At 74.2% G+C, this 20401-nt stretch carries 24 protein-coding genes; 15 read left to right on the forward strand and 9 right to left on the reverse strand.

Going from position 1 to position 20401, the window contains the following annotated elements; translation table 11 throughout:
* Positions 1-24: 24 nt before the first annotated feature.
* Positions 25-147 carry a hypothetical protein gene (locus PVK74_RS01960; RefSeq protein ID WP_255358596.1) on the reverse strand — a complete coding sequence of 41 codons (123 nt, stop codon included), beginning with the start codon at positions 145-147 and terminating at the stop codon, positions 25-27.
* Positions 148-286: 139 nt separating this feature from the next.
* On the opposite strand from PVK74_RS01960, the gene PVK74_RS01965 reads away from it, so the two are divergent.
* The gene (locus PVK74_RS01965; RefSeq protein WP_069089896.1) at positions 287-1786 is read left to right on the forward strand and encodes a glycoside hydrolase family 3 protein; all 1500 of its coding nucleotides are present in this window, start codon (positions 287-289) and stop codon (positions 1784-1786) included.
* Positions 1787-1831: 45 nt separating this feature from the next.
* Here the strand turns inward: PVK74_RS01965 and PVK74_RS01970 are convergent, their stop codons facing one another.
* Positions 1832-2119, reverse strand: coding sequence for a GNAT family N-acetyltransferase (locus PVK74_RS01970; protein ID WP_064448745.1), 288 nt, complete (start codon positions 2117-2119; stop codon positions 1832-1834).
* Positions 2116-3342 (reverse strand): cysteine desulfurase-like protein, encoded by a 1227-nt coding sequence (locus PVK74_RS01975; protein ID WP_274478031.1) that lies wholly within the window; start codon positions 3340-3342, stop codon positions 2116-2118. The genes PVK74_RS01970 and PVK74_RS01975 overlap by 4 nt, the downstream gene beginning before the upstream one ends.
* A 99-nt stretch (positions 3343-3441) precedes the next feature.
* On the opposite strand from PVK74_RS01975, the gene PVK74_RS01980 reads away from it, so the two are divergent.
* The 7 genes from PVK74_RS01980 (at position 3442) to PVK74_RS02010 (ending at position 7739) form a co-directional block, all read left to right on the forward strand.
* Positions 3442-3801, forward strand: a complete 360-nt coding sequence (locus tag PVK74_RS01980) for a hypothetical protein (protein ID WP_030499883.1) — start codon at positions 3442-3444, stop codon at positions 3799-3801.
* Positions 3802-3867: 66 nt separating this feature from the next.
* Positions 3868-4689, forward strand: a complete 822-nt coding sequence (locus tag PVK74_RS01985; protein WP_043325016.1) for a DUF1206 domain-containing protein — start codon at positions 3868-3870, stop codon at positions 4687-4689.
* Between the two features lie 78 nt (positions 4690-4767).
* A complete protein-coding gene (locus PVK74_RS01990; protein WP_043325015.1) occupies positions 4768-5964 on the forward strand; it encodes a mechanosensitive ion channel family protein in 1197 nt (398 codons plus the stop codon).
* A gap of 242 nt (positions 5965-6206) precedes the next feature.
* The gene (locus PVK74_RS01995; RefSeq protein WP_043325014.1) at positions 6207-6641 is read left to right on the forward strand and encodes a phage holin family protein; all 435 of its coding nucleotides are present in this window, start codon (positions 6207-6209) and stop codon (positions 6639-6641) included.
* Positions 6638-6979: a DUF3618 domain-containing protein gene (locus tag PVK74_RS02000; RefSeq protein WP_043325013.1), complete on the forward strand. Its 342-nt coding sequence runs from the start codon at positions 6638-6640 to the stop codon at positions 6977-6979. The genes PVK74_RS01995 and PVK74_RS02000 overlap by 4 nt, the downstream gene beginning before the upstream one ends.
* Positions 6976-7248: a DUF4235 domain-containing protein gene (locus tag PVK74_RS02005; RefSeq protein WP_043325012.1), complete on the forward strand. Its 273-nt coding sequence runs from the start codon at positions 6976-6978 to the stop codon at positions 7246-7248. The genes PVK74_RS02000 and PVK74_RS02005 overlap by 4 nt, the downstream gene beginning before the upstream one ends.
* A 287-nt stretch (positions 7249-7535) precedes the next feature.
* Positions 7536-7739 carry a cold-shock protein gene (locus PVK74_RS02010; RefSeq protein ID WP_007075740.1) on the forward strand — a complete coding sequence of 68 codons (204 nt, stop codon included), beginning with the start codon at positions 7536-7538 and terminating at the stop codon, positions 7737-7739.
* An 81-nt stretch (positions 7740-7820) separates the two neighbouring features.
* Here the strand turns inward: PVK74_RS02010 and PVK74_RS02015 are convergent, their stop codons facing one another.
* Positions 7821-8009 carry a hypothetical protein gene (locus tag PVK74_RS02015; RefSeq protein WP_043325011.1) on the reverse strand — a complete coding sequence of 63 codons (189 nt, stop codon included), beginning with the start codon at positions 8007-8009 and terminating at the stop codon, positions 7821-7823.
* Between the two features lie 82 nt (positions 8010-8091).
* Complete coding sequence (locus tag PVK74_RS02020) at positions 8092-9075, reverse strand: aldo/keto reductase (RefSeq protein ID WP_064448742.1); 984 nt, start codon at positions 9073-9075, stop codon at positions 8092-8094.
* An 84-nt stretch (positions 9076-9159) separates the two neighbouring features.
* Between PVK74_RS02020 and PVK74_RS02025 the strand changes: the two genes are divergently transcribed.
* On the forward strand, positions 9160-9951 hold the full coding sequence (locus PVK74_RS02025) for a trans-aconitate 2-methyltransferase (RefSeq protein ID WP_209961139.1): 792 nt from the start codon (positions 9160-9162) through the stop codon (positions 9949-9951).
* Complete coding sequence (locus PVK74_RS02030; RefSeq protein ID WP_274478033.1) at positions 9948-10973, forward strand: adenosine deaminase; 1026 nt, start codon at positions 9948-9950, stop codon at positions 10971-10973. Before PVK74_RS02025 ends, PVK74_RS02030 begins: the two co-directional genes overlap by 4 nt.
* Here the strand turns inward: PVK74_RS02030 and PVK74_RS02035 are convergent.
* The 3 genes from PVK74_RS02035 to PVK74_RS02045 form a co-directional block, all read right to left on the reverse strand.
* Positions 10930-11205 carry a hypothetical protein gene (locus PVK74_RS02035; protein WP_113973165.1) on the reverse strand — a complete coding sequence of 92 codons (276 nt, stop codon included), beginning with the start codon at positions 11203-11205 and terminating at the stop codon, positions 10930-10932. The genes PVK74_RS02030 and PVK74_RS02035 overlap by 44 nt on opposite strands.
* A gap of 225 nt (positions 11206-11430) precedes the next feature.
* The gene (locus tag PVK74_RS02040; protein WP_176722905.1) at positions 11431-12819 is read right to left on the reverse strand and encodes a HAMP domain-containing sensor histidine kinase; all 1389 of its coding nucleotides are present in this window, start codon (positions 12817-12819) and stop codon (positions 11431-11433) included.
* A 29-nt stretch (positions 12820-12848) separates the two neighbouring features.
* Entirely contained in the window at positions 12849-13538 is a 690-nt protein-coding gene (locus PVK74_RS02045; RefSeq protein ID WP_064448739.1) for a response regulator transcription factor, read from the reverse strand.
* Positions 13539-13611: 73 nt separating this feature from the next.
* On the opposite strand from PVK74_RS02045, the gene PVK74_RS02050 reads away from it, so the two are divergent.
* A complete protein-coding gene (locus PVK74_RS02050) occupies positions 13612-14541 on the forward strand; it encodes an ADP-ribosylglycohydrolase family protein (protein ID WP_274478034.1) in 930 nt (309 codons plus the stop codon).
* Positions 14542-14681: 140 nt separating this feature from the next.
* Here the strand turns inward: PVK74_RS02050 and PVK74_RS02055 are convergent, their stop codons facing one another.
* On the reverse strand, positions 14682-15623 hold the full coding sequence (locus PVK74_RS02055) for a YcnI family protein (RefSeq protein WP_274478035.1): 942 nt from the start codon (positions 15621-15623) through the stop codon (positions 14682-14684).
* 202 nt (positions 15624-15825) lie between these two features.
* Between PVK74_RS02055 and thrS the strand changes: the two genes are divergently transcribed.
* The 4 genes from thrS (at position 15826) to PVK74_RS02075 (ending at position 20385) form a co-directional block, all read left to right on the forward strand.
* Positions 15826-17847: a threonine--tRNA ligase gene (thrS, locus tag PVK74_RS02060; protein ID WP_043325007.1), complete on the forward strand. Its 2022-nt coding sequence runs from the start codon at positions 15826-15828 to the stop codon at positions 17845-17847.
* Positions 17848-17857: 10 nt separating this feature from the next.
* The gene (locus PVK74_RS02065) at positions 17858-18418 is read left to right on the forward strand and encodes an HIT family protein (RefSeq protein WP_043325006.1); all 561 of its coding nucleotides are present in this window, start codon (positions 17858-17860) and stop codon (positions 18416-18418) included.
* A 32-nt stretch (positions 18419-18450) separates the two neighbouring features.
* Entirely contained in the window at positions 18451-19119 is a 669-nt protein-coding gene (locus tag PVK74_RS02070; RefSeq protein ID WP_274478036.1) for a CG0192-related protein, read from the forward strand.
* Between the two features lie 264 nt (positions 19120-19383).
* Positions 19384-20385: an aldo/keto reductase gene (locus PVK74_RS02075; protein WP_274479237.1), complete on the forward strand. Its 1002-nt coding sequence runs from the start codon at positions 19384-19386 to the stop codon at positions 20383-20385.
* Positions 20386-20401 lie beyond the last annotated feature (16 nt).

Genomic DNA, 20401 nt, shown 5'->3' on the forward strand with positions numbered 1-20401 from the left:
CGCCGCTCACCCGCCCGGTGCGGATCAGCGGCGGAACATGGCGCGGATGGCGATCAGCAGGAACAGGCCGCCGACGATCAGGCCGAGCAGCCGTACGCCGGGGATGTCGGCGGCGCTGGTGGCGTCGGCGAGCGGCAGGGCGGACATGTGGGAACTCTCCCACGGGAGGTCGCGGGACGCCACCGCCTAACAGTAAGGATTGTTGACTATTTAGCTGCGCGGTGTGACCATGTCAGCACCCGCCGGCCCCGGCGGGTCCGTGGGGGAGACGGGGGTACGACAGCACATGAGCGAGCGGACCGAGGGATCGACCGGAGATCTGGCGGCGCTCGCCGCCGCCGTCCTGCAACCGGGGTTCGTCGGCACCACGCCGCCGCCGTGGGTGTGCCGCTGGCTCGGCGAAGGGCTCGGCTCGGTCGTCCTGTTCGCCCGCAACGTCGTCGACCACGAGCAGGTCGCCACGCTCACCGCGAACCTGCGGGCCGAGCGGCCGGACGTCATCGTGGCGATCGACGAGGAGGCCGGCGACGTCACCCGGATCGAGTCCGCCCGGGGCAGCTCCCGGCCCGGCAACTACGCGCTCGGCGCGATCGACGACCCGGCGCTGACCGAGGAGGTCGCCCGCGACCTCGGCGCCGAACTGGCAGCCGTCGGCGTCACTCTGGACTACGCCCCGGACGCCGACGTCAACTCCAACCCGGCCAACCCGGTGATCGGGGTGCGCGCGTTCGGCGCCGACCCGGACCTGGTCGCCCGGCACACCGCCGCCTGGGTACGCGGCCTGCAGTCCGGCGGCGTCGCCGCCTGCGCCAAGCACTTCCCCGGACACGGCGACACCCGGGTCGACTCGCACCACGACCTGCCCCGCATCGGCGGCGACCGGGCCCGCCTCGACGCGGTCGAGCTGGCCCCGTTCCGGGCCGCCGTGGCCGCCGGGGCGCAGGCGGTGATGACCGGCCACCTGCTGGTGCCGGCGCTGGACCCGGAACTGCCCGCCACGCTCAGCCCGCGCGTGCTGGGCGGGCTGCTGCGCGAGGAGATGGGCTTCGGCGGCGTGGTGGTCACCGACGCGGTGGAGATGCGGGCGGTGGCCGACCGGTACGGCTTCACCGGCGCCGCGGTGCGCGCGCTCGTGGCCGGCGCGGACGCGATCTGCGTGGGCGGGGAACGGGCCACCGAGGCCGACGCCCGCGAGCTGCGCGACGCGATCGTCGCCGCGGTGATCAGCGGCCAGCTGCCCGAGGAGCGGCTCGCCGAGGCGGCCAAGCGCGTCGGTCAGCTCGCCGCCTGGAGCGTCGCCGCCCGCGCCCGCCGGGTCGCCGGCACGCCACCGGCCGACGGCTCACCGATCGGGCTGGCCGCCGCCCGCCGGGCGGTCCGGGTCAGCGGCGACGCCGCGCTGCTGCCGCTGGCCGGGCCGGCGCACGTGGTGGAGTTCGCGCCGCCGCGCAACATCGCCATCGGCGAGGAGACGCCGTGGGGGATCGCCGCGCCCCTGGCCAGCCTGGCGCCGGGCACCACGACCGCCCGCTACGCCGCCGACGCCGTACCGGCCGACCCGGGCGACCTGCCGGCCGGACGGCCGCTCGTGCTGGTGGTGCGGGACCTGCACCGGCACGACTGGATGCGGGACGCGGTGCGCCGGGCGCTCGCCGCGCGCCCGGACGCGGTGGTGGTCGAACTGGGCGTGCCCGAGCTGGTCACCGGCGCGGTGCACCTGGCCACCCACGGCGCCACCGCCGCCGCGGCCCGCGCCGCCGCCGAGGTGCTCAGCGGCGCCCGCTGACTCCCGGGCCGGCCGGGCGGGGAGGTCCCCCGGCCGGCCCGGGCCTCACGCCGGGTCGGCCACCAGGTCGGCGTACTCGGGGTGACGCTTGACGAACGCGGCCACGAACGGGCAGCTCGGCACGATCCGGCCGCCCCGGGCGCGGACCTCGTCCAGCGCGCCCCGGACCAGCGCCGCGCCGACGCCCTGACCCTGGAACCGGTCGTCGACCTCGGTGTGCGTGAAGACCAGCACCCCGTCGCCGGGGGTGTACGCGGCGAACCCGGCCAGCGCGTCGTCCACCAGGATCTCGAAGCGACGCTTGGCGGGGTTGTCCTCGACCTGAAAGCTCACCGGGCCATTCTCCCTCCGGGGCCGGCCAGCCGGTCCAGTTCGGTCAGCAGCCGGTCCACCTCCTCGACCGTGTTGTAGTGGTAGACGCTGGCCCGGACCGCGCCGCCGTCGGCGCGCAGGCCCATCGTGCGGAAGTACTCGTAGGCGTAGTAGTCGCCGTGCGACAGGCACAGCCCCGCCTCGCCCAGCGCCGCCGCCGTCTGCGCCGGGGCCAGGCCGGCCACCCGGAACGACACCGTCGGGCAGCGCCGGGCCGGTGCGCCGTAGACGGTCACGAACGACCGGCCGGTCAGCCCGGCGAACAGCCGCTCGAAGACCGCCTCCTCGTGCGCCTGCGCGGCGGCCAGCCCGGCGCGTACCCGCTCCCGCCGGTCGCCGGTCGCGGCCGGATCCAGGCCGGCCAGGTGGTCCACCGCGGCGGTCACCCCGGCCAGCAGCGGGAAGCTCGGCGTGCCGTACTCGAACCGGTCCGGCACCGAATCGGCGGAGGGAAGCAGCTTCGCCGGGCGCAGCGCCTCCCAGCGCGCCGGGTCGGCCACCATCGCCGCGAGGTGCGGCCCGGACCACTTGTACGCGCTGGTCACCAGGAAGTCCGCGCCGAGCGAGGCCAGATCGGTCGGGCCGTGCGGCACCGAGTGCACGCCGTCCACGCACACCAGCGCGCCGGCCGCGTGCGCGGTCTTGGCGATCGCCGCCACGTCCGGCACGGTGCCGATCGCGTTGCTGCCGGCGGTCACCGCGACCAGCCGGGTCCGCTCGGTGACCAGGTCGGCGTACTGGCCGGCGGGCAGCTCGCCGCTCACCGGGTCGAACTCGGCCCAGCGCACCGTGGCGCCGGCCGCCTGCGCGGCCTGCACCCAGGGCCGGACGTTCGCGTCGTGGTCCAGCCGGGACACCACCACCTCGTCGCCCGGCCGCCAGCCGGCACCGAGCGTGCGGGCCAGGGTGTACGTCAGCGCGGTCGCGCTCGGACCGAGCACCACGCCCGACGGCTGCGCGCCGAGCAGGTCGGCGACCGCCGCCCGCGCCCCGGCGACCAGCTCCAGCGCCCGGCGGCCGGGTACGAAAGCGGCGCTGCGGTTGCCGGTGGCGGCGCGCATGGCGCCGGTCACCGCCTCGATCACGCCGGCCGCGGTCTGGGTGCCCCCGGCGCCGTCGAAGTGGGCGAATCCCTCGGCCAGGGCGGGGTAGGCGGCCCGGACCCGGGCGACGTCGAAAGCCATTCCGGCACCCTAGCGCGCACCCCGGACGCCCCGCCCGGCGTGCCGTCGCGGGCCCCGGGCGCGACGGCGCGCTGGCGCAGTCCGCCTATCCTTGGGCGGGTGACGATCCGACGCGCCACCTCCGCCCCCGCCCGCCGTGCCGCCGGTCTGCTCGCCGGCCTCGCCCTCGGCGCCGCGCTGCTCGCCGGATGCAGCTCCGAAGGCGCCGAGACCGACTGCGGCCTCGACGCCTGCACGATCACCTTCGACCGCGGCGTGGAAGCCAGCGCCCGGATCCTCGGCGTCGAGGCGAAGCTCGTCGGCGCCCAGGGCGACCAGGTCACCGTCGAGGTGGCCGGGGAACAGCTCTCCCTGACCGTGGGCCAGCAGGCCACCGAGGTCGCCGGCTTCCAGGTCAGCCTGGACAGCGTCACCGACCAGCAGGTGGTGCTGCGGGTCGCCCGCGACCTCGCCGGCTGATCCGTTTCGGCCGCTCCCGGCGGGCGCGGACGTTTGGAAAATCGCCCGCCGGGAGATTGAGGGCTCATGTCTCTCACCCGGAATGCCGGAGCCACCGCCGCCCAGGCTCGAAACAGCCGGTGGCTCGAACTGTTGACCCGTGGCGGCTTCATCGGATACGGAATCGTGCACCTTCTCCTCGCCTGGCTGGCGCTGCAGATCGCCTTCGGCAAGTCCGGCGAGGAGGGGAACCAGAACGGCGCGCTGCGCACCCTCGGTGAACAGCCGCTCGGGAAGTTCCTCCTGATCGCGATGGCGGTCGGCCTGTTCGCCATGGCGATCTGGCAGGCCTTCGAGGCGATCTCCGGCCACGTCTCCCGGACCGGCAAGGAACGCACGTTCGAACGGATCGCCTCGGCGGTCCGGGTCGTCGTGTTCGTCTGGCTGGGCTGGACCGCGATCAAGGTCTTCCAGGACGCCAGCGCCAACGCCTCGGACCAGCAGCAGCAGTTCTCCGAGAAGCTGATGGCCTCCGACGGCGGCCGGTGGCTGGTCGGGCTGGCCGGACTTGCGCTCGCCGCGCTCGGCGTCGGCATGGTGATCTACGGCCTGAAGAAGAAGTTCGAGCGCAACCTCAAGACCGGCGAGATGAGCCCGAAGACCCGCCAGCTCACCCGCCGTCTCGGCATGGCCGGGTACGCCTCCCGGGGCACCGTGTTCGCCATCGCCGGCGTGCTCGTCGTGGTCGCCGCGGTCAACTACGACCCGGAGAAGGCGCGTGGCCTGGACGCCGCGCTGCGGACGCTGCGCGACCAGTCGTACGGGCCGTGGCTGCTGGCGCTCATGGCGCTGGGCATCGCCGCGTTCGGCGTCTACTGCTTCTTCCAGTCCCGGTACCGCAAGGTCTGATCCTGGTCGATACCCGGGCCGCCGGGCACCATTGGGCCTTTGCGCCCGATTCCGCCCGGTCGGAGGGAGAGAGAGTTCGTGCAGAGTTACGTCGTGACCATCGCCGCCGCGCTCGCCGCGGCGGCGATCGCGTTGGTGCTGGCCCAGGTGGTGCACCGGGTCACCCGCCGGCTGGGCCGCCGCTCGCTGCTGATGACCGAGCTGACCGAGCACGCGCACCGCGCGTTCCAGGTGGCCGCCACAGTGGTCGCGGTGCAGATCGCGGTGCGGTTCACCACCTTGTACGCGGTCGGCAGCCCGTGGCGGCAGTTCGTCCTGCACACGCTCGTGCTGGCGATGATCGCCGCCACCGCCTGGCTGGTGGCCTCGCTGCTGGTGGTGGCGGAGGACACCGCGCTGGCCCGGTTCCGGGTGGACGTGCCGAACAACCGGCACGCCCGCCGGGTGCGTACCCAGGTGGTGCTGCTGCGCCGGCTGACCATCGCGGTGATCGTGATCCTCACCGTCGGCGTCATGCTGATGACGTTCCCGGCCGTACGCGGCGTCGGCGCGGGTGTGCTGACCTCCGCCGGTGTGATCGCCGCGGTCGCCGCGCTCGCCGCGCAGAGCCTGCTCGGCAACGTCTTCGCCGGTCTCCAGCTCGCGTTCAGCGACGCGGTGCGCCTGGACGACGTGGTGGTGGTCGAGGGCGAGTGGGGCCGGATCGAGGAGCTGACGCTCAGCTACGTGGTGGTGCAGGTCTGGGACGACCGCCGCCTGATCCTGCCCACCTCGTACTTCACCAGCCGGCCGTTCCAGAACTGGACCCGGACCGAGGCGGCGGTGCTCGGCACCGCCGAGTTCGACCTGGACTGGGCCATCCCGGTGCAGGCGATGCGGGAGGAGCTGCGCCGCCTGTGCGAGGGCACCGAGCTGTGGGACGGGCGGGTCTGCGTGCTCCAGGTGACCGACGCGACCGGCGGCATGGTCAAGGTCCGCGCGCTGGTCAGCGCCGCCGACGCGGGCAGCCTGTGGGACCTGCGCTGCCTGGTCCGTGAGCACCTGGTGACCTGGGTACGCGACCAGCGCCCAACCGCCCTGCCCCGGCTGCGCGCCGAGGTGGGCGACGCCACCGGCCCGCTGCCCTGGCAGGCGGCGCAGCCGCGCCGCCCGGTCCGCCGCCCGGCCGGCACCGAGGCGCCCGACGACGCGCGGGTCTTCGGCGGCAGCGACGACGGCGAGGCGCGCAGCGAGGTGTTCGTGGGCCGCGAGGACCACGCCGAGGCGCGTCGCTGACCCCGTACCCCCGATCGGGGACCCCGGCTGCCCACGGCGCCGGGGGTTCCCGCGTTCGGGCGGCTTTCCGGCCGGACGGGTTTGGCCGGACGGTTGCGGGGGACGTGGTGCGCACGCCCCGGATCCGGCGCTCACGGCGCCGGGTTCCGGCGGCGCGCGGCCGGGCGGACCGGCCGCGCCGCGCAGGATTGACGGGCGGCGACTCCGGGCATACAGCGCGGTGATGACGAAAGGAGGACAGCATGGCTGACGTCGCGAGTCGCAGCACGTCCCGGACCGGGAACGAGCCGTCCACCGCGGAACTGGTCCAGCGCGCCACCGAGCAGGTCACCCGTCTGGTACGGGACGAGCTGGCGCTGGCCCGGGCGGAACTGACCCAGAAGGGCAAGCACGCCGGGATCGGGATCGGTCTGTTCGGCGGCGGCGGGGTGATGGCGCTCTACGGCGCCGGCGCCCTGGTCGCCACCGTGATCCTGCTGCTGGCGCTGGTCATGCCGGCGTGGCTGGCGGCCCTGATCGTGGCGGTGGCGTTGTTCCTGCTCGCCGGGATCCTGGCGCTCGTGGGCAAGAAGCAGGTCAGCCGTGCCGTCCCGCCGGTGCCCGAGGCGGCCGTCCGTAGCGTGCGGGCGGACGTCGACACGGTCACCGCCGCGGTGAAGGACGGGAGACGGGCATGACCGGCAACGGAACCGGGGACGTGGCGGCGCTCCGGGAGGAGATCCGCCGGACCCGGGTGGAACTCGGTGAGACGATGGAGCTGCTCGCGGCCAGGGCCGACCCGAAGGCGCTGGTGCGGCACTCCGCCGAGGCGGCGAAGGCGCGGATGCGCGAGCAGGCGTCGCTGACCGCGGCCCGGGTGCGCGGGCGGGCGGCGGAGCGGGCCCGGCTGGTCCGGGCGCAGGCGTACGAGAAGGGTGAGGCGGTCGGGCGTAACCCGTTGCCGTGGGCGGCCGTCGCGGCCGGGGCCCTGGTGACGGTGGTGGTGCTGGCGATCGTCCGAGGGAGGCGCAGGTGAGCGGGAAGATCGGCAAGGCGGCGTACAAACCGGTGGGGGTGCTGCTCGGCCTGGCCGCCGGTACCGTCGCCGGCGTGATCTTCCGCCAGGTCTGGAAGTTGACAGCGGGCGACGGCGAGGCGCCGAGCGCCACCGACGAGGACCGCCGCTGGGGCGAGGTGCTCGCCGCCGCAGCGCTGCAGGGCGCCATCTTCTCGGTGGTGCGGGCCGCCGTCGACCGAGGTGGAGCGGTGGGCGTGCGCCGGTTGACCGGTCGCTGGCCGGACTGACGAAAGGCCGGAAAGGCCCCTTTCCCGAGCGCGGGAAAGGGGCCTTTCGCATGGCTTCGGCGGGGCCGCGCAGCGGCGTCGGCGCGACCTTCAGGTCACATGTCGGAGAATTTCGTCCGCTAGGCTGTGCGAAGTTTTTGCGTACGTGGTTTGCTGTCTCACGCTGTTGAGAGACGCGTGGGTTGAGAGAAGTCTCCGGTACTGGGGGCCGCCTCAGGCGCCGCTGCTCGAAAACGGCCAATCGGCCGCACGGCGTGCTCGGCCGCCAGTTTTAGAAGGAGATACACATGGCGCAGGGAACCGTGAAGTGGTTCAACGCTGACAAGGGCTTCGGCTTCATCACCGTCGACGGCGGGGGTGCTGACGTGTTCGTCCACTTCTCGGCCATCCAGACCAGCGGCTACCGCACGCTGGAGGAGAACCAGCGGGTGGAGTTCGAGATCGCCCAGGGTCAGAAGGGTCCGCAGGCCGAGCAGGTCCGCCCCATCTGAGCTGACCGCACCGGCCGCGCCGGCCGGTGCCGGAAGCCCCGCATCCCGTACGGGAGGCGGGGCTTCGCCTTGCCCGGCTCCTCAGCGGCGGGCACGCATGCCCCACCACAGCCCGACGAGTCCGATCAGGATCAGCACCGCGCCCACGTACGCCCAGAGCCGCTCGTCGCTCAGCGCGCTGCCCTCGACATACCCGAGCCCGAGCACCGTCCACAGCGCACCCAGCACCACGGCGAGCAGCCCCACTGTGAGCCGGAACCAGCCCCTCATCGTTCCCCCTCCGACGACGACAGTTCCGCTCCAGCATGCCCGGCGGCGCGGGCGGCCGGCGACGCCGCGCCGACCGGCCGGCTCACCACCGGTCGTGCACCTGCGGGCGGATCAGCTCGTCGTAGGCGGCCCGCACCGCGGCCAGCTCCACGTCGGTCAGTGCCGGCTGGCCGGCTGCCTCCGCGTTGCGCCGCGCCTGCTCGGGGGAGCGGGCGCCGGGGATCACCACCGTCACGCCCGGCTGGTCGAGGATCCAGCGCAGCGCGAACTGCGCCATCGTGCGGTCGTCGCCGACCAGCGGCGCGAGCCGGCGCACCGCGGCCAGGCCCAGGTCGTAGTCGACGCCGGAGAACGTCTCGCCGACGTCGAACGACTCACCGTGCCGGTTGAACGTGCGGTGGTCGTCCGCCGGGAACGTGGTGTTCTCGTCGTAGCGGCCGGAGAGCAGGCCGCTGGCCAGCGGCACCCGGGCGATGATCCCGACCCCGGCGGCAGCGGCGGCGGGCAGCACCTGCTCCAGCGGCTTGTGCCGGACCGCGTTGAGGATGATCTGCACGCTCGCCACCCCGGGCCGGGCGATGGCGGTGAGCGCCTGGTCGCAGGTCTCCACGCTGACGCCGTACCCGGCCACGCGCCCCTCGGCGACGAGCGTGTCGAGGGCGTCGAAGACCCGGTCGTCGGCGAAGACGGCGGTGGGCGGGCAGTGCAACTGCACCAGGTCGAGCGTGTCGACGCCGAGGTTGGCGCGGGACCTGTCGGTCCAGGCCCGGAAGTTGTCGAGTGTGTACGCCTCCGGCGTCTGCTCCACCCGTCGGCCCATCTTGGTGGCCACGGTGAGCCCGTGTCCGGGGCGGGAGCGCAGGAACCGGCCGATCAGCGCCTCGCTGCGGCCGTCGCCGTACACGTCGGCGGTGTCCAGGAAGGTGACGCCCGCGTCGACGGCGGCGGCCAGCACGGCGAGCGCCGCGTCCTCGCTGACCTCGCCCCAGTCCGCGCCGAGCTGCCACGCGCCGAGTCCGATGATGCCGACGTGCCGGCCGAGCCGGTCGAAGCTGCGCTGTTCCACCCGGCCGAGCCTAGTGAGCCGCTTGCCGTGGCGCGCGGCGGGCCGTACGGTCTAACAAGACGTACGTACGGTTTGGAGGCTGTCATGTGGGATCCGCGCACCTACCTGCGCTACGGCGACGAGCGCTCCCGGCCGTTCCACGACCTGCTGGCCCGCGTCGGCGCCGAGTACCCGCGTGCCGTGGTCGACCTCGGCTGCGGCCCCGGCACGCTCACCGCCACGCTCGCCGGCCGCTGGCCCGGCAGCCGCGTCACCGGCCTCGACTCCTCCCCGGAGATGATCGCCCGGGCGAGCGCCGAGAGCGGACCGGTCGGCTACGCCGTCGCCGACGTCCGCGACTGGCGGCCCGAGCCCGACGTCGACGTGCTGGTCGGCAACGCCGTGCTCCAGTGGGTGCCGGAACACCGCGACCTGCTCCGCCGCTGGGCGCACGCACTGCCGGCCGGCGCCTGGATGGCGTTCCAGGTGCCGGGCAACTTCGACGCGCCGTCGCACCGGCTGCTGCGCTCCGTCGCCGCGCGGGAACCGTGGCGCGACGCGCTCGCCGGCAAGCTGCGCGAGGCGCCGGTCGACGAACCCGTCGGCTACGCCACGCTGCTGACCGGCGCGGGCTGCGCGGTCGACGCCTGGGAGACTACGTACGTGCATCTGCTGCCCGCCACCGGCGCCGACCACCCGGTGCTGGCCTGGATGGAGGGCACGGCGCTGCGCCCGGTCCGCGCCGCGCTGGACGCCGCCGGCTGGGCCGCCTTCCGCGCCGAGCTGGGGGTACGGCTCGCGCAGGCGTACCCGGTGCGGCAGGGTCAGGTGTACTTCCCGTTCCGCCGGATCTTCATGGTGGCCCGCACCGGCGCCCGCGCAGAGGAGAACTCGTGACCGACCTGCCCACCTTCATCGCCGGACTACCAAAGGTGGAGCTGCACGTGCACCACGTCGGCTCCGCCTCGCCCCGGATCGTCGCCGAGCTGGCCGCCCGGCACGAGGGGCGCAGCCCGGTGCCGGCCGACCCGGAGGCGCTCGCCGACTACTTCGCGTTCCGCGACTTCGCCCACTTCATCGAGGTCTACCTCAGCGTGGTGGACCTGATCCGCGACGCCGACGACGTCTGGCTGCTCACCCACGAGGTCGCCCGGGAACTGGCCCGCCAGCAGGTCCGGTACGCCGAGCTGACCGTCACGCCGTACTCGCACGTGAACCGGGGCATCCCGGCGCCGGCGTTCTGCGAGGCCATCGAGGACGCCCGCAAACGCGCTGAGGCCGACTTCGGCATCGCGCTGCGCTGGTGCTTCGACATCCCCGGCGAGGCCGGCCTGCCCGCCGCCGAGCAGACGCTGCGGATCGCGCTCGACGAACGACCCGACGGGCTGATCAGCTTCGGCCTCGGCGGCCCCGAGATCGGCGTGCCCCGGCCGCAGTTCAAGCCGTACTTCGACCAGGCGCGGGCGGCCGGGCTGCGCTCGGTGCCGCACGCCGGCGAGACCACCGGCCCGGAGACGATCTGGGACGCGCTGCGCGAACTGGGCGCCGAGCGGATCGGCCACGGCATCTCCGCCGTGCAGGACCCGGCGCTGCTGACCTACCTGGCCGAGCGGCGGATCCCGCTGGAGATCTCCCCGACCTCCAACGTGCGCACCCGGGCCGTGCCGAGCATCGACGCGCACCCGCTGCCCCGGGTCGTCGAGGCCGGCGTGCCGGTCAGCATCAACTCCGACGACCCGCCGATGTTCGGCACCACGCTCAACGACGAGTACGCGGTGGCCGCCAGGCTGCTGCGACTCGGTCCGGACGGCGTCGCCGCGCTGGCCCGCGACGCGGTCGCCGCTGCGTTCCTGCCCCCGGCCGAGCAGGCCCGGATCAGCGCCGAGATCGACGCGTACCGGGTGAGCGCGGCACGCTGAGCGGCCGTACCGGCGTCGGCCGCCGGGAGCCCCGGGGCGGCCGACGCCGCGCGGTCAGCATCACCCCGGCCAGGGCCAGCGCGGACAGCGCGGCGGCCGGACCTGATGCGACAGCCGCGGGCCGGACCGGGCCGTGGGCGAGCACCGGGTCCTGCCAGAAGGCGAGCGTGAGGGCGATGCCCAGGCCGATCACGGCGGCCCAGCGGAGCAGACGGCCGACGGTCGGCGTCATGACGGTCACCTCGCCCGGAACGACGGGAGAGCGCGCGACGGGAGCGAGGTGTGGGGGGACCGAACTCCCGCCGCGCGCACCGATCCGTCGGCCGAAAGGTGTTACGGGGCGTCCCGGCCGACGGAACTGATGGGTTCTGTCGGTAATCCTGGCAGTTCACGGCGGTTTCCCGGCCGTCGTTAAACCACCTTTAAGGAGAACTTGCGCCGGCCCACAGTCAAGGCGTCAGCGCGGACGCGGCCAGCGCCGCCCGGCACGCGGCTCGCGGGCGTCCCGGGCCATCCGTCCGACCAGCCCGAACCGGTTCACCGGCCGGGGCGCCGCGTCCGGGTCGGCCAGCAACATGACCACGCTGGCCCCGCCCAGCCGGGCCCGGTCGATGCTCACCGAACCGTTGGCCTGCAACGCGACCCGCTTGGCGATGTCCAGCCCGAGCCCGGTGGAGCCCTGGTCGCTCTCGCCCCGGCGCAGCGCCCGGTCCGGGTTCGGGATGCCCGGCCCGGCGTCGTCGATCCGGATCGCCACCCAGCCGTCCCGGCGGCTCACCGCCACCTCGAACGCGGTGCCCTGCGGCGTGTACCGGAACACGTTGCCGATCACCGCGTCCAGCGCGGCGGCCAGCTCGGCGCGCGGCACCGGCGCCGGGATGCGCAACTGCGCACCGACCACCCGGTGCGGGCGGTTCTGGTCCCCGGCCAGCGCCGACCAGAACACCATCCGGTCCCGCACCACCTCGCTGACGTCGCACGACGCCGGCGCCGACTCCTGGCTCACCGCCTTGCGGGTCGTCTTGATCAGCTGGTCGACCTCGCCCTCCAGCGTGACGATCGCCTGCCGGATACGCCGGATGCCACGCCGCCGGTCCAGCTCCGCCTCACTGAACGTGCCGATGCTCGTGTCGTCGGACTCCAGCGCCTCGGCGTCCAGCCGCAGCGCGGTCAACGGCGTCCGCAGCCGGTGCGACAGGTCGGCGACCAGCTCGTGCTCGTCGGCACGCAACGCCACCAGCCGTTCCGTCATCCGGTTGAACGCGTGCCCGGCCTCGGCCAGCTCGCGCGGTCCGGTCGGCTCGACCCGTACCCCCAGCTCGCCGTCACCCACCGCGAGCGCCGCCTTGACCAGGTCGCCGGTGGCGTCCACGGCCCGGGCCGCCACCCGGTCGACCACCACCACCGCCGCGCCGACCAGCGCCAGCGCAATCCCGAGCAGCAACAGCCAGCGGCCCCCGCCCTCGTCGAGCGCCTCGTCGGGTACGAAGACCTCCACCACGGCGACCCGCTCGCCGAGCACCACCGGGTCCAGCCGCAGCACCCCGCCGTCCACCTCGGTCACCACCGAACGCCGCTGCGCGGCGGCGTCGGCGAGAGCTGCCGCGTCGGCCCGGCCGGCGGACTCGTCCGCCCCGATGCCGTGCACCACCGGGCGCAGCGCCGGGTCGTCGCCGGCCGCGGCGGCCACCGCCCGCTCGACAGCAGCGGTGTCGGTGCTCACCGCCAGGGCGCCGGTCACCAGCGCGGCGCGACGCGCGGCGTCGGCCAGTTCCGCCTCCCGGGCCCGGTCGGCGAGGGTGAGCCCGAGCGGGACGAGGAAGGCGAGCGCGATCAGGCCGCACATGCCGGCGGTGAGCCCGGCCAGCGTCAGCCTCAGTCCGGCGCCACCAGCCGGAAGCCGACCCCCCGCACGGTGCGCAGGTAGCGCGGCTTCGCCGCGGACTCGCCCATTTTGCGGCGGAGCCAGTACAGGTGCACGTCGATGGTCTGGTCCTCGCCGACCGATGGCTGCCGCCATACCTCCTCCAAGAGTTCCCGCCGGGACACTACCCGGCCGGGACGCGCGGCGAGATACGCCAGCAGGTCGAATTCCTTACGGGTCAGCGCCAGCGGTTCCCCGTCCAGCACCGCGCTGCGCTCACCCACGTCGACCCGCAGGCCGCCGACCGTGTGCACGGCCGGCGCGACGGTACGGCTGGCCCGCCCGGCCCGCCGCAGCACAGTGGTGATCCGGGCGTCCAGGTGTGCGCCGGTGAACGGCTTGACCATGTAGTCGTCCGCCCCGGCGCGCAGCAGACGCACCACCGACTGCTCGTCGTCGCGGGCGGTGGCGATGATGATCGGCACGTCGGTGATGCCACGCAGCATGCGCAGCGCGTCCGAGCCGTCCAGGTCGGGCAGACCGAGATCGAGCACCACCAAATCCGGTGTCTCGGCGGCGACCCGGCGCAGCGCGTCGAGCGCGGTGCCGACGGCGTGCACCGCGTGCCCCCGGTCGGTGAGCGACCGCAGCATGGCGCCGCGCACGACGTGGTCGTCTTCGACCAGCAGGACGGTTGCCACGTCAGCACCGTACTCGTCGTGGCAAGCCGGTCGCGTTGCGGCGGTCCGGCGAAGCGGGCAAGCTGGGACGGCGATGACGTTCACGCTCTTCCCCGACACCCGCCTCACGCTCGCCCGCGACGCGCTGGCCGGCCTGTCGGTGGGCGACGCCCTCGGCTCCCAGTTCTTCGTTCCCGGCCGGCGCCCGGACGACCTCGCCGCCGGCCGGCTGCCCGCGCCGCCGTGGGAGTGGACCGACGACACCGAGATGGCCTGCTCGGTGGTGGCCGAACTGGCTGCCGGGGCACGGATCGACAGGGACCGGCTGGCGTTGGCGTTCGCGCAGCGCTGCGAGCCCTACCGGGGGTACGGGCCAGGCGCGGTGAGGGTGCTGCGGCTGATCCGTACCGGCACGCCGTGGCCGGTGGCCGCCGCGTCCGCGTTCGACGGGCAGGGCTCCTGCGGCAACGGCGCGGCCATGCGGGTCGCGCCGCTCGGCGCCTGGCACGCCGACTCCACCCGGCGCGCCGCCGAGCAGGCCCGGGCGTCGGCCGAGGTGACCCACGCCCACCCGGAGGGCGTCGCCGGCGCGGTGGCGGTCGCTGTCGCCGCCTCGCTCGCCGCCCGCGCCCGCCTCGACGGCGGCCGGCCCGAGCCGGCCCGGCTGCTCAGCGCCGTCGCCGGGGCGCTCGACCCGGCCGGGGAGGTGCACCAGGGGGTACGCCGGGCCGCCACGCTGCTCGGTCGTCCCGCCGTCGAGGCGGCCGACGCGCTCGGCAACGGATCCCGGGTCACCGCGCAGGACACCGTGCCGTTCACGCTCTGGGTGGCGGCCACGCTGCTGCACGACTATCCCGCCGCGATCCGCGTCTGCGTGGAGGCGGGCGGCGACGTGGACACCACAGCCGCGATCGTGGGCGGGATCGTTGCCGCGTACACCGGGGTCGGCGGGCCCGGCGGCGTGCCGCAGGACTGGCTGACCGCGCGCGAGCCCCTTCCCGGCTGGGTCACCACCCCCGCCTGACCCCTCCCACCCGCACCCGCGCTCGCGGTCCGCCGCCGTAGGAGTCCGAGATCTTGGTACGGGACGGCCCTCCTGGGGGCCGTTCCGTACCAAGATCTACTGTGGTCTCGCGGTGCTCCCGCTTTCTGGGCGGGCGGCGGTCAGGGGCGCGAGGAGGCGGTGCCGGCGGTGACGGCTTCGGAGGTCGCGCTCTCGAGGGCCGCGTTGCCGACGCGGGGCACGCTGTCTTGGGTCGCGGTGGCGTCGGGAGGTGTGCGGCTGTCGGGGGCCGCGGTGGTGTCGTCGAGCGGCAGGGTCATGGCGTCGCGCCGGCGGCGGCTGAGCAGCCAGCCGATCGCCGCGCCGCCGGCCAGTCCGGCGAGCAGGCCGCCGCCGAGCAGCAGGTCCGCGCTCGGCCCGTCGTCGACCGTGCCGGCCGTCGGCGCGCCGTTCGGGGCACCGTTCTGAGCACCGCCCTGCACCCCGCCCTGGGCTCCGCCCGCCGCGCCGTGACCGCCGTGCGCGCCGCCGTTCGTGCCGGGGTCGCCGTTGTGCGTCATGGTGCCCGGCAGCGGCGGCAGCAGGTCGACGGTCGGCGCCGGGTGCTTGCCGCCCGCCGGGTCGGCCCACTGCACGACGGTGCCGTCGGCGTACGTCTGGGTCACTGTGAACGTGAGCCGGTCGGTGGCGGGCATCGGACCCATGCCGAGCGGCAGCCGGGCCGCTCCGGCGCCGGTGCCGGGCACCCGCAGCCAGGTCACCGAATGGGTCACCTGGTTCAGTTCGGCCGCGTGCATGCCGGGGACCGGCTGGTCCAGGGTGCGGGTGGTGATGGTCGGCGCCCAGTCCGGCACCGACAGCGGGTACACCTCGCCGATCGGGGCGTCCGGGGGCATGGTCAGTTCGATCTTCGTGGTGCGGGTGCCGGGGCGGTCCGCCGGCACCACCACAGACAGCTGGATCGCGTCGCCCTGGCGTACCTCGGCGGGTGAGGTCGTGACCGTCACCCCGGCCGCGCTCGCCGCGCCCGGCCAGCTCACCGCTCCGGCGAGCGCGGCGGCCAGCAGCGCCGCCGCCCACCGGCCCTGACGAATCATCCTCATCGTGGCCCCCATCCATCTCGACCGGGGCCGGTCCGGCTCCGGCCCCACCTGGTAGTTCGGGCGGCGGGGCGAAAAGGTTCAACGCGGGCCGAACTCGTTGCCGGCGGGCAGCGGCGTCGGCGACGGCACGCCTCGGGGCGACCGATAGCATCGCAGGGGCCGGTCACCGGCCGATCCGTACCGTCGACGACTAGGAGTCACCGTGTCCGCACCCCGTACCCCCGTCGTGGCCGACCCCGTCGTCGTCGCCGCCGGGACCACGGCGGCCGACGCGGTGGCCGCGGCCGGCCTGCCGATGAGCGGGCCGAAGGCGATCGTGGTGGTCCGCGATCCGCAGGGCCAGCTGCGCGACCTGGACTGGCGTCCGGCCGAGGAGGTCGCGGTCGAGCCGGTCGCGCTGGACAGCCCGGACGGGCTGAACGTGCTGCGCCACTCCACCGCGCACGTGCTGGCCCAGGCGGTGCAGGACGTCTTCCCGGAGGCGAAGCTCGGCATCGGCCCGCCGATCGAGAACGGCTTCTACTACGACTTCGGCGTCGACAAGCCGTTCCAGCCGGACGACCTGGCCAAGCTCGAGAAGCGCATGCAGGAGATCGTCAAGTCCGGCCAGCGGTTCCGCCGCCGCCGGTTCGCCGACCTGGACGAGGCGCGGTCCGAGCTGGCCGCCGAGCCGTTCAAGCTGGAGCTGATCGAGGTCAAGGGGGAGGGGCTGGACTCCTCCGAGGTGATGGAGGTGGGCGGCGGCGAGCTGACCATCTACGACAACCTCGCCGCGAACGAGGACAAGGTCTGCTGGTCGGACCTGTGCCGCGGCCCGCACCTGCCGAACACCCGGCTGATCGGCGCGTTCAAGCTGATGCGCTCGGCCGCCGCGTACTGGCGCGGGTCGGAGAAAAACCCGCAGCTGCAGCGCGTGTACGGCACCGCGTGGCCGACCCGCGACGAGCTCAAGGCGTACCTGAAGCTCCTGGAGGAGGCCGCCCGCCGCGACCACCGCAAGCTCGGCGCGGACCTCGACCTGTTCAGCTTCCCCGACGAGATTGGCTCCGGCCTGCCGGTCTTCCACCCCAAGGGTGGCGTGCTCAAGCGGGTGATGGAGGACTACGTCCGGGCGCGGCACGTCGAGGAGGGCTTCGACTACGTCGGGACGCCGCACATCTCCAAGGAAGGGCTCTTCCACACGTCGGGACACCTGCCCTACTACAAGGACACGATGTTCCCGCCGATGGAGATGGAGGGCAGCGACTACTACCTCAAGGCCATGAACTGCCCGATGCACAACCTGATCTACCGGTCGCGCGGGCGGTCCTACCGGCAGCTGCCGCTGCGGCTGTTCGAGTTCGGCACGGTCTACCGGTACGAGAAGTCGGGCGTCATCCACGGCCTGACCCGGGTGCGCGGCTTCACCCAGGACGACTCGCACTCCTACTGCACGAAGGAGCAGGCGCCGGCCGAGATCAAGCACCTGCTCGGCTTCGTGCTCAGCTTGCTGCGCGACTTCGGCATCGACGACTTCTACCTGGAGCTGTCGACCCGCGACGACTCGAAGCCGGACAAGTTCGTCGGGTCCGACGAGGACTGGGCGACCGCTACCGCCGTGCTGGAGCAGTGCGCGCTGGAGACCGGGCTGGAGCTGGTGCCGGACCCGGGCGGCGCGGCGTTCTACGGCCCGAAGATCTCCGTGCAGGCCAAGGACGCCATCGGCCGGACCTGGCAGATGTCGACGATTCAGTACGACTTCAACCAGCCGAAGGGCTTCGGGCTGGAGTACCAGGCGGCCGACGGCACCCGGCAGCAGCCGGTGATGATCCACTGCGCCAAGTTCGGGTCGATCGAGCGGTTCATCGGCGTGCTCACCGAGCACTACGCGGGCGCGTTCCCGGCCTGGCTGGCGCCGGTGCAGGTGGTCGGCATCCCGATCCGCGAGGAGCACGGCGACTACCTGGTCGACTTCGCCGCGACGCTGCGCCGGCACGGCGTCCGGGCCGAGGTGGACCTGGGCGACGACCGGATGCAGAAGAAGATCCGCAACGCGCAGCAGCAGAAGATCCCGTTCATGGTGATCGCCGGGGACGACGACGTGGCCGCCGGCACCGTCTCGTTCCGCTACCGGGACGGCTCGCAGCGCAACGGCGTGCCGATCGACGAGGCGGTCGCGCACGTGCGCGAGGTGGTGGAGTCGCGCACCAACGCCGGTCCTGCCGCCGAGCGGGCCGGATCGTAGGATCGCCGGTGTGACAGGGGCGGAGCGGGACACCGGGTACGGCGGCGACAACGGTCTGGCGGACGGGCTGGACCGGCTCTGGACGCCGCACCGGATGACCTACATCTCCGGCGAGGACCGGCCCGAGGGCGGGTACGAGAAGCCGGCCGGCTGCCCGTTCTGCCTCGCGCCCGGGCTGCCGGCCGAGGAGTCCCTGGTGGTGGCCCGGGGCGAGCACGTCTTCGCGGTGCTCAACCTCTACCCGTACAACCCCGGGCACCTGCTGGTCTGCCCCTACCGGCACGTGGCCGACTACACCGAGCTGGACGAGCCGGAGACGGTCGAGCTGGCCGCGTTCACCAAGGCCGCCATGCGGGTGGTCCGGCACGTCTCCAGCGCGCACGGCTTCAACCTGGGCATGAACCAGGGTGGCGTGGCGGGCGCGGGCATCGCCGCGCACCTGCACCAGCACGTGGTGCCGCGCTGGGGCGGCGACGCCAACTTCATGCCGGTGATCGGCCGGACGAAGGTGCTGCCGCAGCTGCTCGCCGACACCCGGGAGCTGCTCGCCAAGGCGTGGGCGGCGGCCTGACGCCGGCCCGTTCCGACAGTACGATCTTGCGCATGGCTCTCCTGCACCGCGCGGAACTGCGCCCCTCGAAACTGGAGCTGCTCGTACCCTGGCTGCCCGGCCGGTCCTGGTTCGCCGGGGAGGCGGGCGCGGAGGTCACCCGGGTCGCGGCGTACCGGTTCGACGATCCGGCCGGTGAGGTGGGCGTCGAGACGCTGCTCGTGCGCGCCGGTGACGGCCCGGTGCTCCAGGTGCCGCTGACCTACCGGGGCGCGCCGCTGGCCGGGGCGGACGACTTCCTCGTGGGTCTCGTCGAGCACTCGGTGCTCGGCCGCCGCTGGGTGTACGACGCCTGCGGCGACCCGGTGTACCCGCCGCTGCTTGCTGCCGCAGTGCTCGCCGACGCCGGCCAGGCCGAGGAGTATTTCGAGGTCGACGGCAAGCGTGAGATGCGTCCGGCGAGCATGACGCTGACCGGCAGCCGTACCGGCCGTCCGGTGCCGACGGGTCCGGCTTCGGCTGGTGCGGTGTCGGCTGGTGCGGTGTCGACGGGTTCGGTTTCGGCCGGCCCGGGTGACGGCGGCGTGACGGTGGTCCGGGTCGGGGATGTCGAGCTGGCGGTGGTCCGGCGGCCCGTACCGGCCGAGGTGCCGGGCTCCGGTGGGCTCACCGGCACCTGGTCCGGCCAGGACGAGCCGGTGCTGCTGGCCTACGCCCGCTGACGGCTCGCCGGGCGGCGGCGTTCCTCCGCAGAGCCGGATCGGGAGGGATGACCTCGGACCGATATGCCTCAGAGGCATATTCATGACTCTCAGGCATATCGCGTTCACCGCGACCGTCCACCGCCTGGCATCACGCGGCGTGATCGCGCACGGACTCTTCGGCTACGAACCGGCCCGCGATCGCCGGGAAGATGACAGGATGCGGCGGTGGCAGTCGACAAGCGACAGTTGGGGCGCAGCGGCATCGAGGTGAGCGCCCTCGGTATGGGGTGCTGGGCCATCGGCGGCCCCTGGGCCGAGGGCGCCCGCCCGCTGGGCTGGGGCCAGGTCGACGACGACGAGTCGGTACGCGCGATCCGCCGCGCGCTCGACCTCGGTGTCACGCTGTTCGACACCGCCGACACGTACGGCGCCGGGCACGGCGAGCGGGTGCTCGGCCGGGCGCTCGCCGGGCGGCGCGGCGAGGCGGTGATCGCCACGAAGTTCGGCTACACGTTCGACGAGAGCGCCCGGCAGGCCACCGGGGAGAACGCCTCGCCGCACTACCTGCGCCGGGCGGTGACCGACTCGCTGCGCCGGCTGGGCACCGACCACATCGACCTCTACCAGCTGCACCTCGGTGACCTGCCGCTGCCCCGGGCCGAGGCGCTCATCGGCACGCTCGACGACCTGATGGACGACGGCCTGATCCGGGGGTACGGCTGGAGTACCGACCGGGCCGACCGGGCCGCCGCGTTCGCCCAGGTCGCCCGGGGCGCCGCCGCCGTGCAGCACGCGCTGTCGGTGCTCCGCGACGCCCCGGCCATGCTCGACGCCTGCGACAAGCACGACCTGGCCAGCCTGGCCCGGGGACCGCTCGGGATGGGGCTGCTCACCGGCAAGTACACGCCGGAGTCGACGCTGCCCCGCGACGACGTACGCGGACTCGGGCCGACCTGGCTGGAGTGGTTCCGCAGCGGCCGGCCCGCGCCGGAGTGGCTGCGCCGGGTCGCCGCCGTCCGCGACGCGTTGACCGCCGACGGCCGTACCCTCGCCCAGGGGGCGATCGGGTGGATCTGGGCGCGCAGCGACCGCGCGGTGCCGATCCCCGGCGCCCGTACCGTCGCCCAGGTCGAGGAGAACGCGGCAGCGCTGAGCTGGGGTCCGCTCGCCCCGGACCACTTCGCCGAGGTGGAGCGGCAGCTGGCGGCGGTACGCTCGGCAGCCCTCCGGGACGCCGACCGCCCCCACTGGCCGATGCCCCCGGTCCCCGCCGTCCGCCCCTGACCCCGCCGCGGGTGGG

Source organism: Micromonospora chalcea, assembly GCF_028768405.1.
In the GTDB taxonomy this organism is placed as follows: Bacteria; Actinomycetota; Actinomycetes; order Mycobacteriales; family Micromonosporaceae; genus Micromonospora; species Micromonospora chalcea.